This is a genomic window from Sphingorhabdus sp. Alg231-15, assembly GCF_900149705.1.
Lineage (GTDB): Bacteria > Pseudomonadota > Alphaproteobacteria > Sphingomonadales > Sphingomonadaceae > Parasphingorhabdus.
Window position 1 is genome coordinate 2,088,364 of record NZ_LT703001.1, and the last position, 18,454, is coordinate 2,106,817.

Consider the following 18,454-nt stretch of genomic DNA (forward strand, 5'->3'; position numbering starts at 1 on the left):
CTGTTACTTGGCTATTGATCCAGTTTCATTGCCGCTTCGCGTTCCTGCCACAAACTGGTCAGGGATGCCGTCAATGTGCTGACATCCTCACGGCCTGTCAGATCCGGCGCGAAATCATCTATGCCCATAGACGCAAAAAGATTGGCATAGGCATTTTGCGCCTCGGCATAGGCTATATCATATTTCACCTCTGCCACGAGAGTGTTCATTTCCTCGCGCAGCAAGGTTTGCTGGCTCATCGCGCCTGCCTTGTGGCCCGCGCGGATCTGATAGAGGATCTTGTCCTGCACCCGGTGCTGGTGTTCGGCGGTTTGCAATTCTTCCTGCAAATGGCCAAAGCGCGCCCGCGATACGTGGACCTGTGTCATCACTGCCATGGTCAGCGCCAGTTCCCGTTGCCGGAGCAGATCATCCTGCGCCCGCACTGCCTTTTTCTTCGGACCAAGCTTGAACAGGTTAAGCACATTCCAGCTCGCCTGCGCACCATATTGGAACCAGTTATTGTTGAACAGGAAATCGTTGGAATCGACATTCACGCCCAATATGCCCCGGAAACTTGGCAGGGCTGAAAGCAACGCGGCATCCAGTTCCTTACTGTTGATCCGCTGACGATAGCTGACTTCGCGCAGCTCGGCGCGGTTTTTCAGCGCGGTCATCATCATATCCTCGCCCGAATATTTCACCGCCGGCAAATTTTCGGTGCGATCTGGCAAGACAAGGGAGAAATTGGTGCCAGGACGCAGGTTCATCAGGGCGGCCAACTGCGCCTTGGCCACTACCAGTTCGCGCTGCAACTTTCGGATTTCCGCCTGTATCTGGACCAGCTCGCGCTGATAAGTGAGCGCGGTCAGCGGCGCTGAAAGGCGGCGTTCTGCAAGCCGTTCACTATTGTCGAGCGTGGTGCTGACATTGCCTTCCAGTTCTTTCAGCTTGGTCAACAGACGCTCGGCACTCACCGCGCGCCAATAGGAGGTGCGGACATCTTCAATGATCCGGTTTGCAACCTTGCGCCGGCGTTCCTGCGAAATCAGAAACTCATCCGCTTTCTGTTGGGACCGGACATAGGACAAGCCAAAGTCGAGCACGTCCCAGCTCAGCGACAGATCGCCGGTGAAAATATCCCGCTCTGCCGAGGTTGACGGCTCCAGCGATTGGCGCCGGGTGATCAGCGATAGTGAACTGGCACCGGAGAAATTATTCCGTCCAGCATAGCCCGCATTGGCGACCAGTTGCGGCAACATGTCATAGCGCGACAGGTTGAGCTCACGGGTCTTGAGCGCCTCTTCCATCAGCTCGACCTTATAGTCGAGATTATATTTGAGTGCCCGGGCCATCGCCTCATAAAGGTTGATCGGAGCGGTCACAGGTTCCTGATCGGCATCAACCGCGAGGATATTTTCGCGCGCGGTGGTGTCGATCTGCGTTGGTGTAAGCGGTTTGGGATTCACCGCACAGCCAGCCAGTAAGGCCAATGCCGAAATACTCAGGGTGTGTTTCATGTGCATAGTCTGTTTCCCATCTAGGCCTTGCCCATCTAGCTATTGAACGCAGCCAGAAGCTGCGCTGTTTCATCTGCGACACTGGCGTCTGCCATTGCCATGGCACTGCCCAGGGGCGCAGCACCGTTCATGTTCTGAGAAAGCGTGCGCTTCTCATCAATCTGGATTTCCCCGGTCGCCCCTTGGACAATAACCGGAATTTCAACGACTTGGCCATCCGCGCGGATCGCCCGTACGATCAGGCGAACGGTTTCCGCGTCCACTGGCCGTTCGATAATCGCGAGGCCGCGAGCATCCATGCGGATCCAGCCGGGCAGCGGGCTGCCGTCGCGCGCGCGCAGCTGATATTCGACAATACGCGGATCGCTGTCGGCACCGATGTCACGGACTTCCATATAGATGACCCGATCACGGACGACCGATTCAATCATCACTTGATCGCTGCCAGTGGATAGCTGACGCACCGAGAAGCCGGTCAGGCCTTCGACCAGGAAATCTCCGAAGCGTGGATCAAACAGGCGGTCGGCGCCAAAGCGCAAATCCCGGATCTTGTCGAGCTGATTGACAACATCATCAATCGGATTGCCATCGACATCCAGCTCACCCATTCCATTCAGCGAGCGCAATCCGTTGACCGCTGTTAGAAGCGGCCGATCACCGCCAAGGTCAGGCGTATTGTTGAGTGAGCGGAAACTATTCACCATGTCATCGATAATCAGCGGTGTTGTGATAAATTCGGTAACCGGGTCCAATGTTGTATTGAGCCGTTCGCTATCAGGATAACCGATTCCTGGATTGCCGAGCAACTCGTTCACATTGGCATTGGCCTGTGTGACTATGACAGTCGCTGTGGATTCAACGAAGCCGCCCTGCCCGTCGCTGACAATATAGGTGATAGTCGCCACACCCTGAAACTCGGGATCTGCGAAATGCGAAATCGTGCCGTCCGGATTGATCACCACGGTGCCGACATCAACCTTGGCGGTGAATACGCTCAGCGGATCACCATCCGGGTCACTTCCATTGGCAAGCACATCGATAATCGTTTCTGCGCCGCCGATGCCGAAGACTTCCTCATTACCGTCAACCGGCACTTCATTGGTGTTGCGGACGGTGACCGCAACGGTCGCCGTCGAGGTGCCACCATTGCCGTCGCTGATCGTGTAAGTAATTGTATCTGTGCCAAAAAAGTCGATATTCGGTGTGTAAGTGATGGTGCCATCCGGATTGATCGTTACCGTACCGTTGGCCGCGCTGACATTGGTTATCGTCAGCGGATCACCATCCAGATCAACATCATTGGCAAGCACCGGAATGACCACAGGCCGTTCTTCATCGGTATCAGCAATATCATTGGCCGCAACCGGCGGATCGTTGACCGGACTTACGGTGACAGTAATTGTCGCAGTGGTGAAACCGCCATTGCCGTCACTGACCTGATAGGTGATCACATCCGTACCGTTGAAATTCGGATCCGGTGTGTAAGTGATCGTTCCGTCGGGATTGATCGTCACCGTGCCATTGGGAGCTGTGGCGCTGGAAATGATCAGCGGATCACCATCAACGTCACTCGCATTATCGAGCGGCGAGAGCGTGACCGGCGTGTCTTCCGGCGTAGCAGCAACATCAGGCGTCACCACAGGCGCATCGTTGACCGGGGTGACATCAACCGTCACGGTTGCGGTGGAGGTTCCGCCATTGCCGTCGCTGATGGTATAGGTGATCGTCGTCGGACCATTGAAATCCGGATCGGGTGTAAAGGTGATCGTACCATCAGGATTGATAACCACCGTGCCGTTTGGTGACGTCGCGTCGGTTACCGTCAAAGGATCGCCATCGGCATCCGTATCATTGCCCAGTACAGGTATCGTGACCGGCGCATCTTCCGGTGTCGAAACCGTGTCATCATTTGCAACTGGCACATCATTGACCGGATTGACCGTGACCGTTGCGGTTGTCGTTGCAAAGCCGCCATTGCCATCAGAAACGGTGTAGGTAATCGTGTCGGTGCCGTTGAAATTCTCGTCCGGCGTATAGGTCACCGTGCCATCAGCATTGATCACGACCGTGCCGTTAGGTGCGCTGGCCGCAGTAACGGTCAATGGATCGCCGTCGGCATCCGTATCATTATCGAGAACGGAAACAGTCACTGGCGTGTCTTCATCGGTCTGGGCAACATCCGGCGTTGCAACCGGCGGATCGTTCACTGGATCAACCGTCAGCGTCACGGTTGCGGTCGCGGTGCCACCGTTGCCGTCACTGATTGTATAGGTGACAGTTGTCGTGCCATTGAAATCCGGATCGGGTGTGAAGGTCACCGTGCCATCGGGATTGATCGTCACCTGGCCATCAGGCGATGTCGCACCCGTTACAATCAGCGGATCGCCATCGACATCACTGTCGTTGCTGAGCACATTGAGCGTGATCGGCGTATCTTCTGGCGTCGTCGCGACATCATCTACAGCAACTGGTGCGTCGTTGATCGGATTAACAGTCACATCGACAGTGGCTGTTGCGGTGCCGCCCTGTCCATCGCTGATCACATATGTGATTGTATCGTTGCCATTAAAGTCTGGATCGGGCGTATAGGTCACGGTGCCGTCGGCATTGATCACGACCGTGCCACTAGGTGCGCTCGCGCTGGTGACAGTCAGCGGGTCACCGTCCACATCGCTGTCATTGGCCAGCACAGGAATCGTAACCGGCACCTCTTCATCGGTCACTGTGCTATCATCGACCGCTACTGGCGGATCGTTGACGGCGCCGACTGTGACCGTCACCGTAGCAGTGGCTGTCCCACCATTACCGTCACTGATCGTGTAGGTAATCGTGTCCGTGCCGTTGAAATCCTGATTGGGGGTATAGTCAATCGTGCCATCGGCCTGGATGACCACAGTGCCATTGGCCGCGTTGGCCGTGGTCACCGTCAGCATATCACCATCGGGGTCGTTGTCATTGGCGAGCACCGGAATATTCACAGGCAAGTCTTCGGATGTTGATGCGCTGTCATTCACGGCCACAGGAGGCGGATTGGTGATCGTCCAGGTGAAGGTGGAATCGACCGTCCCGCCATTGCCGTCATCGGCTGTGACCGTAACCGTATAGACCCCGCCATTCACCTGGCTCGCGCCGCTGTCAATCGTGCCCGTGATCAGGCCATCAGTATCGATCGATAGACCTGCCGGCAGGCCGCTGGCAGTAAAGGTCAGCGTATCACCGTCGACATCGGAGAAATTGGCAGCGACCGAAACCGAAACCATTGCACTATCCACATCATTGCGCGGTGTAATTGGGCTCGCCACTGGTTCGTCATTAACCGCGCCGACGTTTATTTCCACGGTTGCCGTGGACGTGCCGCCATTGCCGTCGCTAATTGTGTAGGTGATCGTATCGGGGCCATTATAGTCCGGATCAGGCACATAGTTCAAAGTCCCATCCGGATTGATCGTTACCTCACCATTGCCGGCGGTAGCCAGAGTCACGATCAACATATCGCCATCAGGATCCGTATCATTGCCAAGAACATCGATATCCAGCGGCGTGTCTTCGGTCACCGCAATCGGACCGTCATCATTGGCCACGGGTGGAGGGTTAGTGACAGTCCAACTGAAGGTGCTCGACACTGTTCCGCCATTACCATCATCGGCCGTGATAGTGACCGAGTAGATACCGTCGCCATTTGGTCCGCCTTGAGAAGCCGAAGGATCAATCGTACCTGTGATATTACCCGCTGCGTCAATCGACAGTCCGGGTGGAAGCCCGGTCTCGGAGAAGGTCAGCATATCTCCGTCGAGATCATCAAAGCTGCCACTGACATCAATTGCGATGACATCCGCATCGGCATTGCCGAGCGCGGCCAGCGGCGTCACGGTCGGTGCGTCATTTTCGGCACCAACGGTCACCGTCACCGTCGATGTCGAGCTGCCGCCCTGGCCGTCGTCAATGACATAGGTGATGGTGTCCGTGCCGTTGAAATTAGCATCCGGCGTGTAGGTTAAAGTGCCATCGGCATTAATCACGACCGTGCCATTGGGTGCGGTAGCGGTTGTAACTGTCAGCGCATCGCCATCAGGATCATTGTCATTGGCGAGCACATCGATGGGTCCGGTGGCCGTATCTTCGGTCGTCGCAGCCGTATCCGTATTTGCAGTTGGTCCGGGATTGGTGATTGTCCAGATAAAGCTCTGTATTGTCTCCAACCCGCCATCATCGGTTGCGGTAATTTCCACTTGATAGACGCCACCATTGACCTGACTGGCATCTGCATCAATCGTGCCGGTGATCAGACCATTGGTATCGATCGACAAGCCATCTGGCAGGTTATTAGCTGAGAAGGTCAGCACGCCGCCTTCGGGATCGCTGAACAGTGGCCCGAAATCGGCGCTGACAACATCGCCATCCTCACTGTCGCGATCCGGAATGATCGTGGCATCCGGTGCATCATTGACCGGATCAATGACGATGGTGGCAACTGCCGTGGCAAATTCGCCGTTTGCATCCTCAATCGTATAGGTGACAGTCGCTGTACCATTGAAATCGGGGTCAGGCGTAAAATCGATCGTACCATCTGCCAGTATGACCGCAGTCCCGTTGGTAGCATCGGCCGAAACAATCACGATCGGCGTCATTGGGTCGCCATCGGGATCGATATCATTGGCGAGGACATCGAGATTGATCAGCGTGTCTTCCGTGCCGACAAAATTGTCATTAATCGCCCGGGGCGGTTCGTTGGTGATTGTCCAGGTAAAGGTCGTGCTGACATTCAGTCCCGCCGCATCAGTTGCAGTCACGGTCACGGTATATTCACCGTCCGTAACATCCGAAGAGGCCGTTGCACCGGTTGTCCCTGTTACTTCACCGGTAGCCGGATCAAAGGTCAGTCCCGTCGGCAATCCGGTAACATTATAGGTCAGCGTCGCATCATCAACATCGCTAAAGGCCGATCCCAACGGGACCGTGATGGCTTCATTATTCGAGTCAAACAGGTCGGGCAGGCCAATGGTTTCCGGAGCATCATTGACGGGCGTCACCGTTACTTCGACCGTTGCAGTGGCGGTACCACCGTTGCCGTCACTGATCGTGTAGACAATCGTGTCCGTGCCATTGAAGTTCGGATCAGGCTGATAGGTCAAGGTGCCATCTGCTTCGATCACAATAACGCCATTGCTGCTATCGGCTGAAATGACGGTCAGCATATCACCATCAGGATCGCTATCATTGGTCAGAACAGGAATGTTAACCGATGTGTCTTCTGCCGTGGTTGCCGTGTCGTTGGCCGCAACCGGCGGCGGATTGTTCACGGTCCAGGTGAATATCGAATCAACGGTACCGCCATTGCCATCATCGGCAGTAACGGTGACAGTATAAACACCGCCATTGAGCTGGCTGGCATCGGGGTCAATCGTCCCTGTGATGACACCATTGGTGTCGATCGAAAGGCCGGCAGGCAGGCCGGTCGCGGTAAAGGTCAGTGTGTCGCCATCAAGATCTTCAAAACTGCCGCTGACATCGACCGAGACAATATCGGCATCGTCATTGGTCTGGTTGTTGAGCGGCGGGTCCGCTGTCGGTGCGTCATTCACTGGCGTCACCGTCACTTCAACAGTTGCGGTCGAAGTGCCGCCATTGCCGTCGCTAATCTGATAGGTGATGATATCGGTGCCGTTGAAATTTTCGGCAGGTGTATAGACCAAAGTGCCATCCGGGTTGATCACCACCGTGCCATTAGGCGCTGTTGCGCTGACGACGGTCAGGGTATCACCATCAGGATCATTGTCATTGGCCAGCACCGCAATCGGTGCGCTCGGGGTGTCTTCATCGGTGGTCGCGGTATCGTTGACAGCCGTCGGAGCCGGATTGGTGATCGTCCAGGTGAAGCTACCGTCGACGGTACCGCCATTGCCGTCATCCGCGGTGATCGTCACAGTATAGACGCCGCCATTCACCTGACTGGCATCCGGATCGATGGTTCCCGTGATGACACCATTAGCATCAATCGACAGGCCAGCAGGCAGGCCGGTCGCGGTAAAGGTCAGCGTATCGCCATCAAGATCGCTGAACTTGTCGCTAATATCGACCGAGATGACATCGGCATCTTCGTTGTTCAGATTCGCAATCGGAATATCAACTTCCGGCGCGTCATTGACGGGCGCTACCGTGACTTCAACGGTCGCAGTGGAGGTGCCGCCATTGCCATCGCTGATTGTATAGGTGATCGTGTCGGTGCCGTTGAAATCCTGATCGGGCGTATAGGTGATCGTACCATCAGGATTGATCACGACCGTGCCATTGGGTGCACTCGCCACTGTAACCGTTAGATCATCACCATCGGGATCATTGTCGTTGGCCAACACATTGATGATCACCGGCGTATCTTCATCGGTGGTCGCGGTATCATTGGTCGCGGTTGGTGCAGGGTTGGTCACAGTGTAGGTAAAGGTCGTAGAGACCATGCCGCCATTGCCGTCATCAGCCGTGACCGTGACGGTATAAACGCCACCGTTGACCTGACTGGCCTGATTATCAATCGTGCCGGTGATCAGGCCAGTATCGGGATCAATGCTCAGCCCCGTTGGCAGGCCAGCAGCGGTAAAGGTCAATATATCACCGTCGACATCACTGAAATTACCGGCAGTTGGAATAGCGGCCGCCTCTCCGTCAACGCCGGCAACATTAGGCAGCGGACTATCCACGACCGGCCCATCGTTGACGGGAGCCACGGTGACTTCGACCGTAGCCGTCGAGGTTCCACCTTCGCCGTCGCTGATCGTGTAGGTGATCGTATCGGTGCCGTTGAAATCTGGGTTGGGTGAGTAAGTGATTGTACCGTCCGGATTGATCGTCACCAGACCATTGGATGCGGTCGCCGACGTAACGCTTAGCGCATCGCCATCGGGATCATCATCATTGGTCAGTACATCGATAATCACTGGCGTATCTTCATCCGTCGCCGCTGCATCATCCGCAGCCAAAGGCGCCGGGTTATTCACCTCCCAGATAAAGGTCTGGTCCACAGTGCCGCCATTGCCGTCATCCGCTGTGACGGTCACACTGTAAATGCCGTCAGAACCCGGGCCGCCCTGAGAGGCATCCGGGTCAATCGTACCTGTAATATTGCCGTCCGCATCAATCGACAGACCGGGCGGCAGACCTGTGGCGCTGAAGGTCAGCGCATCACCGTCCACATCGGTGAAATTGCTCGCCACCGAAACATCGATCACATCCGCATCATTGTCATTTTGTGGTGCAATGGGTGTAGCAACCGGTGCGTCATTCACCGCATTGACTGTTACTTCAACGGTAGCGGTGGAGAAGCCGCCCTGACCATCGCTGATCGTATAGGTGATTGTATCCGTGCCATTGAAATCCGGATCGGGAACATAGGTTACAGTGCCATCCGGATTGATCGTCACTGTGCCATTGGGCGCATCGGCCGCCGTAACCGTCAGCGGATCACCATCGACATCCGTATCATTGGCAAGCACCGCGATATCCACCGGCGTGTCTTCGTCAGTGGTCGCAACATCGTCTACAGCCACTGGCGGATCGTTGACCGCATCGACCGTCACTGCAACGGTTGCGGTTGATGTACCGCCATTGCCATCGCTGATGGTATAGGTAATCGTCGTCGGACCGTTGAAATTCGGATTGGGCGTAAAGGTAATCGTGCCGTCCGGATTAATCACCACGCTACCATCCGGTGATGTCGCATCGGTAACCGTCAACGCGTCACCATCAATATCTGTATCATTGCCCAGCACACCGATAACAACCGGCGTGTCTTCATTGGTGGTCGCAACATCGTCTACAGCCACTGGCGGATCATTGACCGCATTGACAGTGACGTCCACTGCTGCAGTAGACGTGCCGCCATTGCCGTCGCTGATCACATAGGTGATCGTATCATTTCCGTTAAAGTCAGCATCCGGTACATAGGTCAGAGTGCCGTCAGGGTTGACCGTCACAGTGCCGTTCAATGCGGTTGCCATCGTCACCGTTAGCGGATCACCATCGGGGTCCGTGTCATTGGTCAGCACCGTAATATCAACCGGCGTGTCTTCGTTTGTTGTCGCGCTGTCATTGACTGCAGTTGGCGCCGGGTTAGTAACCGTCCAGGTGAAGGTCTGGCTGGTGGTCAGGCCATCAGGATCGGTGCCTGTCACGGTGACCGAATAAACGCCGCCATTTGGCTGGCTAGCATCACGATCAATCGTGCCGCTGATGATGCCGGTCGCCGGATCAATACTGAGGCCAGCCGGCAGACCGGTAACTTCGAAGGTCAATATATCGCCGTCCAGATCGCTGAAGAAGCTGCTGGTATCGACTGAAACCGACTGGTTGTCTTCATTGGTGATGTCCGGGATGGGCAAGGATTCCGGCGCATCATTTACCGCAACCACGTCCACAGTCAGGGTCGCCGTGGCAACGCCCCCCTGGCCATCGGATACCGTATAGGTAACCAGCGCTTCGCCATTGAAATTCTCTGCCGGGGTGAAGGTCAGCGTACCATCCGCGTTGACCACCACCGTGCCATCTTGACTGCTTGCGGCGGTGATCATGAGCGGATCACCGTCAGGATCGCTGTCATTCGTCAACACTGCAACGGTGACCGGCGTGTCTTCGGGCGTGGTCGCCATATCATCGACTGCTATTGGGGGTACATTCTGGATCGAATAGACGAAAGTGGTCGACACGGATTCACCCGAGGGATCAGTCGCAGTGACCGTCACAACAAATGGACCGTTGACCGAACTGTCGGAAGCAAGCGTACCTGTGATCAGACCGGTATCCGGATCAATCGATAGCACCGGCGGCAAACCGGAAGCGGTGAAGGTCAGGTCATCGCCATCAATATCATCAAAGCCCTGTGCCGTTGGGATGGAAACATCGGCGCCATCCTCACCATTTTGATTGGCAAGTCCGACCGTGGTCGGACCATCATTGACCGGCGTGACCGTTACCGTGACGGTTGCTGTTGAGAAACCGCCTTCCCCGTCGCTGATCGTGTAGACGATTGTATCTTCGCCATTGAAATTGGCATCTGGCTTATAGGCCAGCGTGCCATCAGGGTTGATTGTGACGGTGCCATTGCCAGCTTCTGCCTCGGTAATGGTCAGTGGATCCCCATCAGTGTCCACATCATTGGTTAGCACCGCTACGTTGACTGCCGTATCCTCATCGGTGGTCACGCTATCATTGGTTGCGACTGGCGCCGGATTGGTGACTGTCCATTCAAAGCTTGTCGAAACGCTTCCGCCGCGGCCATCATCGGCGGTTACGGTAATTGCATAGACGCCGCCGTTGACCTGGCTGGCACTGCGGTCAATCGTGCCGGAAATTACTCCCGTATCAGGGTCAATAGTCAGCCCCGCGGGCAAGCCGATGGCCGTGTAATTTAACATATCACCGTCAGGATCACTAAACGCGCCTGCAACCGGCAAACTGATATCTTGACTGTCAAGATTGGTCTGGTCGCCAATGCTGCCACTAAGGACGGGAGTGTCGTTAACATCAGCAACGGTAACAGTGATCTCGGCGGTCGCAGTACCACCCTCACCGTCAGAAATCTCGTAAGTGATGGTATCCGTGCCATTAAACCCCGGATTGGGAATATAGGTTATCGTGCCATCACCATTCACGAACACGCTGCCGTTGAGCACACTGACAGAAGTGATCGTCAAATCGTCGCCATCGGGATCACTGTCGTTGACCAGAGGTGAGATAATGACCGGCGTGTCTTCATCGGTCGACGCGCTATCGTCAACCGCCACCGGGCCGGGATTGCTGACATTGAAGACTATTTCCTGCGTCGTCGTGCCGCCATTGCCGTCAGAAACGGTGATGGTCGCTGTATAAGTGCCGCCATTCGTCTGGCTGGCCGAATTGTCGATCGTGCCAGATATAACACCGCTATCCGGATCAATGGATAGGCCAGGCGGCAGATCCGCCGCCGCATAGGTCAGCATATCGCCATCAATATCAGAGAAATTATCCGCAACCGGAACCGCAATGGTTGCCCCATCTTCGGTATTCTGCGGTGGAAGCGCTGTACCAACTGGTGCGTCATTGACCGGTGTGACGGTGACTTCAATCGTCGCCGTTGCCGTGCCACCCTCACCGTCGCTAATGGTATAGGTGATGGTCGCCGTGCCGTTGAAATTGGCGGGCGGAACATAGTTGACCTGATTGCCGACTATAGTCGCCTGCCCGACCGAAGCCGCAGCTGCGATAAGGGTGATCGGATCCCCATCCGGATCACTGTCATTGGGCAGCACGTCGATCAGCGCCGGCGTGTCTTCATTGGTCGTGGCGGTGTCATCCGCCGCGAATGGAGCTGGGTTGGTCACCGTCCAGCTGAATGTCTGCTCGGCGCTCAACCCGCCCGGATCTGTCGCTGTTACGGTTACAGAATAAACACCGTTGGAGCCGCCCTGGCTGGCCGAGCGATCAATGGTTCCGGTTATTTCACCGGTGTCGGAATCAATGCTCAGGCCCGCCGGAAGACCAGACACACTATAAGTCAGAACTGGATCATCACTGTCGGTAAAGCCGCCTGCTGTTTCCAGGCTGATCCCGCTATCGGCATCAACGTTGGTCTGGGGCGGCAAGGCACCAACCGGTTCAGGTGCATCATTGACCGCAGCTACAGTCACATCGACGGTTGCCGTGGATGTGCCGCCTTCGCCATCGCTGATCGTGTAGGTTATCGTATCGGTGCCACTAAAGCCGGGATTGGGAATATAGAGGAGTGTGCCATCGGGATTGACAAACACTGAACCGTTTACTGAGCTGACAGAGATGACCGCCAGATCATCGCCATCGGGGTCATTGTCATTGCCCAGGACATTGATGTTAACGGCTGTGTCCTCATCGGTAGACGCCGTATCATTGGCCGCTGTTGGTCCGGGATTGGTGACGGTCCATGCAAAAGTCTGGGTCGCAGGCGTGCCTTGAAAATCCGTGGCTGTGACGGTGACCATATAGACGCCATTGGTACCACCTTGGCTGGCGCTATTGTCGATCGTGCCGGTTATCTCACCTGTGCCAGAATCAATCGAGAGTCCGGGCGGTAGTCCTGTGGCACTATAGCTGATTGATGGACCATCGATATCGTTGAAGCCGCTAGCCGTCGCAACACTTACTCCGCTGTCAGCATCCACATTGGTCTGCGGTGGCAACGAGCCGACTGCAATTGGTCCGTCATTCACTGCAACGACAGTTATATCAAAAACAGCAGAATCGGTTCCGCCTTCGCCATCGCTGATCGTATAAGTAATCTGGTCATTGCCATTGAAATCGGCATTGGGCGTGTAGGTCAGCGTCCCATCAGCATTGATCACCACGGTGCCATTGGACGCACTTGCGGAAATAACCGTTAGATCATCGCCGTCAGGATCCTGATCATTGGCGAGTACATTGACGGTGATCGGCGTATCTTCATTGGTCGACCCGCCATCATTATTGGCTTGTGGCGGCGGATTGGTAATCGTCCAGGCAAAGTTCTGGTTGGCGGACAGGCCATCGGGATCGGTGGCCGTTACAACGATGTTATAGATGCCACCCGTGCCACCCTGACTGGCGCTATTGTCGATCGTACCTGTGATGGCACCGCTGTCGGGATCTATCGACAGGCCGGGCGGCAGACCGGTTGCCGAATATGTCAGCTCTGAATTTGGATTATCCGGATCATTAAAACCCTGTGACGTGCCAACAAATATTCCCTGGGCGGCATCGATATTGCTTTGTGGCGGCAGGCTGCCTACCGGTACCGGAGGATCATTGACCGCCGCTACTGTCACATCGAAGGTTGCGGTTGATGTGCCGCCCCGCCCATCACTGATTATGTAGGTAACCGTATCGGTGCCAGAAAATCCGCTATTCGGAGTATAATTTAATGTGCCATCGCCATTAATCACCACCGTTCCATTGGGTGCACTCGCTGACACAACCGACAGCGTATCACCATCTCCGTCAAAATCATTGGACAGCACATCGATATTATTAATTGGTGTGTCTTCGGGAGTCGTTTGCGTCACATCATCAACCGCCGTCGGCGGGTCATTAATCTCGACCACACTTATCGTGGAGACGGCCACGTTCGAACTCAGTGCCGCATTGGCGAAGCTGATTTCAATATTCCGATCCACCTCGGATGGCCGTTCCGTGGTGTTTTCAAAGGTGATCGCCCGCAGCGCTCTGCGATAGTCATTCGCGCTATCTGCTCCCGTCAACTCCACACCGCTATCGGTGCGTGTGTAGCTAATGCCTCTCACCGTGCCCGATGCAGCATCCGAGCCATTGACCAACAGACGGTCGCCAGCCTGCGCATTGGTCAGTGTAATGCTCGCGCTTTGCACTTGACCGTCAGGATTGGTGATCCGAACATCGCGATCAACAATGCCTACACTATTGCTGTTTTCAACATAGGTGCCCTGATAACCCGAACCGCTCGCTGTGCTGTCGTTGCGGTCAAGGTCCAACCGTGGAATCGAAACAGTTGTACCGCCCGTGCCGAGATCAAAATCCAGATCGCCATCATGACTGAAGCCAGCCGCACTGGCGGCGTTGGGATTTAGATTGTAGGTGATCGCGAAACTGCTCGTATCCAACCAGTTGAATCGCGCCGCGGAACTGGGATCGCCACCTTCATCTTGGGTCCCGGATGCCGTGACCTCCCCGGGAATACTGGTATCAAACTCGATATCCGATGGTCCGGCATTTTGGAAAGACGACAAGGTATCCGTATCAACCGTCACCCACTCGCGACTTCTGGGGTCGCCGCTACGACCATCAATATCTGCAACCGTAAAGGAGACATCAATATCAATGGGTGCGCCGCTATTGGTGTTAAAAATGTCCCAGCGAATTTCAGCTGTGGCAGTGGTGCGTGTGCCAAAGGCCCTTAGCAGAAAACCTGGGTCATCGCCTGACGTATTGAACGCTATATTGTCACTGTCAGTAATGGAAACAATCGTAGCGCGCAGACTAAATTGCTGCCCGTTAAAGGTACCAGCATCGGTCCATGTCGCGGTTGCATTTTCCCCAACGCGTGTATTGCTGGGCACAATGTTGCCATTGCCGTCGCGCACGGTCGGACTACCGGATTGAATTGATATGGCTGTGGTCGCCAACAATCCATCCCAATCGCGCGCCACCAGCGAAGTCGCCTCGACGCTGCCCAGCCGGTTTTCCAGCGTCCAGTCACCGCCGCGCAATATGCTGCCAGTATCGTCAATCGAAGCTGCTATATCCGCTCCGGTTGCTGCCGCCAGTGCATCCATCAGCTGCTGGCCGGCTTCGTCCGCACCGACATCACAGCCGTAGATTAATATGTCGCCATCCACAGACAGCTTTGCGCCAATGGATGCCAGTGAGGATGCCAGCGCGCCGGATACCGCAGCGCTGTCAATCTGGGTTGTGCCGAGCCAGAACACGCCTTCATCACCATGGCTGACAATATGGATGGCACCAATGTCACTGGCCCCGGCCAGCGCCGTCATGATCTGGTCGATCCCGTCGCGATCGCCGTCAATGAAAACAATTATACCCTTGCCCGCCCACGTCTCGGCGAGCTCCTGATAATTTTCCACATTGGTATCGATGAAAATATAGTCTTGCGCAGCCTGTGTCGCCGTTTGCTCAACCACCAGATCTTCTGCCAAACTATCCGCGCTAAATGGCGAGTATCCGAGCCATTGTGGCATAATCGCAGATCGGGAATCATTGTCATCAATGATAAAATAATCCCGAAAATCAACCGGGCGAACACCGGGCTCTCTGGCAAAAACTGCAAGATTTTCTGGCTGCAATGCGTCCTGAGAAAAGGCCGTTTCAACAAACGCTCCGGCTTCAGTCGAGCCAGCAATTGCCTGCGCGCCTTGCTGCCCAAAACTGGCTATGGCTTGAGAGCCAAGCGCCTCTTTTGCAACCACCTGCTCCGTTACAATATCATTGCTGCTTACATCAGATCCATGATCCGAAGGATCGAGTGGCTTCAAGACCGGATCGGTGTTTACAGGAGCGGACAAAACTAGTGCAGTGGAAGATTGCGCTTCGTTTGTATCGCCAGCGGCGATCGCAATTGCTGCAGTCTCCAGTGGTTGACCTGCACCCTCGACAATACCGAGCGACGCCCAGGCCATGCTGTTATTGTCAGTTGTTGAGCCAATGGCATCGTTGGAAAAATTAGCGAATTCGCTCGGCAATGGCAGATTGACCGTGGCCCTGTCCGATGAACCAGGAGCAAAACTACCCGTATCCTGACCTGCAGCCATTGGCGGTGCCAAGCCGATATTCGGGACGGCACCTGCTGACAGAGCCTTGTTTTCCATGCCAAATATGCCGGTGGTCGACATACCGCCTTCGAGCACATCTGCAGAAGATATGGTCACTGCCGCCGTGACAACAGCAGCACCGTCAAACATCATGCGTGGCTCAAGTGCAATTAGATGAGTCTGAGCATTTCTCGGTTGCTGGGCCATCTAACTCTCCAATAAAGACACTTAAAATATTCTGCGACCGTGCCTGTAACGACTTGAAACTAAACAAATAGCCGATGCCCCAAAGACTATTTATTAGTAGAGGTGGTTAACAGATATGTATAAGGCGTCGCAAGCCCGAAAAGCCGCTAAATTCGGCGGATTTGTAAAATCTACTGTCGTCAGAAGGCAATTTGCGAACATAGCGGTTAAAAGTAGCGCCTTGACCATATTTAGTGCCATGTATTGCCTGCCATTCGCCAGCACGTCGCCGAAATCGCTAAGCGGCAGCGAAATTCGGCCGTGAATATGCTATGGACTGTTCATGAATAAAGTGGATTTGGATATTGCGCGCTGTGCGCCGGTCATGCAAAGGCGAGCGGCGAGAACGACACATAACTTCGCATGGGAAACGGACATTTGACTATGGCACTCGACGGACAATTGATTTGCATTTTTGGCGGTGGCGGTTTTCTGGGCCGTTATATTGCGCAGCAGCTTTTATCGCACGGAGCCCGGGTCCGGATAGCCGAACGAGATCCCAAAAATGCCATGCATATCAAGCCGCTGGGCAATCTGGGGCAAACCCAGTTTGCAAGCGCCGACGTCACCAAAAAGCAGAGTGTTCTCCGCGCTGTACATGGTTGTGATGCGGTCATTAATCTGGTGGGCATATTGGATGGAGATTTTGAAACAGTACATGTAACCGGAGCCCGCAATATCGCCGAAGCAGCTTCTTTGGAAGGATGCGGTACGCTGGTTCAGATGTCCGCTATCGGAGCGGATACAGATTCACCGTCCCGCTATGGCCGCAGCAAGGGTGAAGCAGAGGAAGCCGTGCTGACCGCCTTTCCGAACGCCATCGTGATGCGGCCGTCGATCGTGTTTGGCCGTGAGGATCAGTTTATCAACCGCTTTGCCAGCATGATCAAAATGATGCCGATCGTACCAATTATTGGCGGCGGCACCAATTTTCAGCCAATCTTTGTGGGTGACATTGCGCAGGCTGTAGCGAAGTCCATTGAAAGTCCGGAACAATATGCGGGCCAGATATTTGAGCTGGGTGGCCCAGAGATTATTAGCATGGGTGATCTGAATCGGCGGATCGCAAAGATGACGAAACGTGATCGCGGATTTGTCGAAATTCCAGATTTTGCGGCGAAAATCATGGCAACCTGCACCGGCTTTTTGCCAGGCGCCCCGATTACATCCGATCAGTATAGGATGCTGCAAAAGGACAATGTCGTTTCCGATGGCCATGCTGGGCTAGAGGCATTTGGTGTTACACCGACACCGCTGGCCTCCGTCGCGCGTGGATGGATGGAAAAATATATTGCTCATGGTCGGTTCGGTGCCCGCGCAAAAGCGAGTTAGTTCAGACCAGTTCTAGAACCAGATAAGCAGTGCGGCACCCATCGCAACGCGGTAGACAACAAACACCATCATCGATGCCTTCCGCAGGAATTGCATCAGAAATGTCATCGTTGCAAAGGCAGCAACGAAGGTTAGCGCTCCGGTGATCAGTGCCTCCTTGAGCAGCTCGCCGCTAGCTTCCAGCAAGTCCGGCACTATCAAGATGCCAGCTCCAGCAACGGCTGGAATTGACAGCAGGAAAGAAAAGCGCGCTGATTCGACGCGGCTGTAACCCAAAAACCGGGCTGCGGTCATCGTGACGCCTGATCGACTGGTACCCGGAATCAACGCCAGGGCCTGGGCAAGACCAACGATAAGCCCATCCTTTAGCGTCATGTCTTCAAAAGATTTCACCTGCCGCCCAATCCGGTCAGCAACACCAAGAAGCACCCCGTAGATAATCAGGTTGATGCCAACCAGTGTTGTGCTGCGGAAGCCTTCTAGATAGCCGCCGGTTTTCAGAAAGAGCCCGACGACTACAGCGGGAATTGTTCCGATGACGATCCACCAGAGCAAACGCCTTTCAGCATCCGCCTTGCCAATACCTATTGTGGCAAAACCGCCCCTGCCAAGCGCAACCACATCCTTGAAAAAATAAGTGATGATCGCAAGCAGGGAACCAACATGAACTGCAATGTCTATCATCGGCCCCTGATCAGCATAGCCAGTAAAAACAGGGAGCAATATAAGATGTCCGGACGACGAAATTGGCAAAAATTCGGTAACGCCTTGCACTACGGCGAGGAGCAGCATTTGAATGAATGTCATGATGGGATCCGGATCGACTGAAGGAAATGCACTTATAGGGGCGCCATCTCGTTTTGTCGTTGATGATTTTAGGTCCGGTATGAGACTTTTATCAATATCCTTTGCCGGAGAATGGGCGCTAAAATTAGCGAAACATGTTATATAGGTCAGTATTGCTGCCTTATATATGCATTTTTTCGTGACTCTGCTCAGCTTTTCGACTATCGCCAGCCCAACGCCCGCTCACGACGGCTGGCTCACCTTAATCGAAAAATACAAGAAACGAGCAACCTGCATGCCAAAAGGCACGAAAAAATT

At 54.7% G+C, this 18,454-nt stretch carries 4 protein-coding genes; 1 reads left to right on the top strand and 3 read right to left on the bottom strand.

The genetic code is table 11. The features are described from left to right. Nucleotides 1–11 precede the first annotated feature (11 nt). Nucleotides 12–1,499 carry a TolC family protein gene (locus tag DG177_RS10285; protein ID WP_337658724.1) on the bottom strand — a complete coding sequence of 496 codons (1,488 nt, stop codon included), beginning with the start codon at nt 1,497–1,499 and terminating at the stop codon, nt 12–14. A gap of 35 nt (nt 1,500–1,534) precedes the next feature. After that, nucleotides 1,535–15,979: an Ig-like domain-containing protein gene (locus tag DG177_RS10290; RefSeq protein WP_108811397.1), complete on the bottom strand. Its 14,445-nt coding sequence runs from the start codon at nt 15,977–15,979 to the stop codon at nt 1,535–1,537. A 423-nt stretch (nt 15,980–16,402) separates the two neighbouring features. Here DG177_RS10290 and DG177_RS10295 point away from each other — a divergent pair, with 423 nt between their 5' ends. After that, on the top strand, nt 16,403–17,350 hold the full coding sequence (locus DG177_RS10295) for an NAD-dependent epimerase/dehydratase family protein (RefSeq protein WP_108811398.1): 948 nt from the start codon (nt 16,403–16,405) through the stop codon (nt 17,348–17,350). Between the two features lie 12 nt (nt 17,351–17,362). On the opposite strand, the gene DG177_RS10300 is transcribed toward DG177_RS10295, so the two are convergent. Continuing rightward, nucleotides 17,363–18,157: an undecaprenyl-diphosphate phosphatase gene (locus tag DG177_RS10300; protein ID WP_108811399.1), complete on the bottom strand. Its 795-nt coding sequence runs from the start codon at nt 18,155–18,157 to the stop codon at nt 17,363–17,365. Nucleotides 18,158–18,454 lie beyond the last annotated feature (297 nt).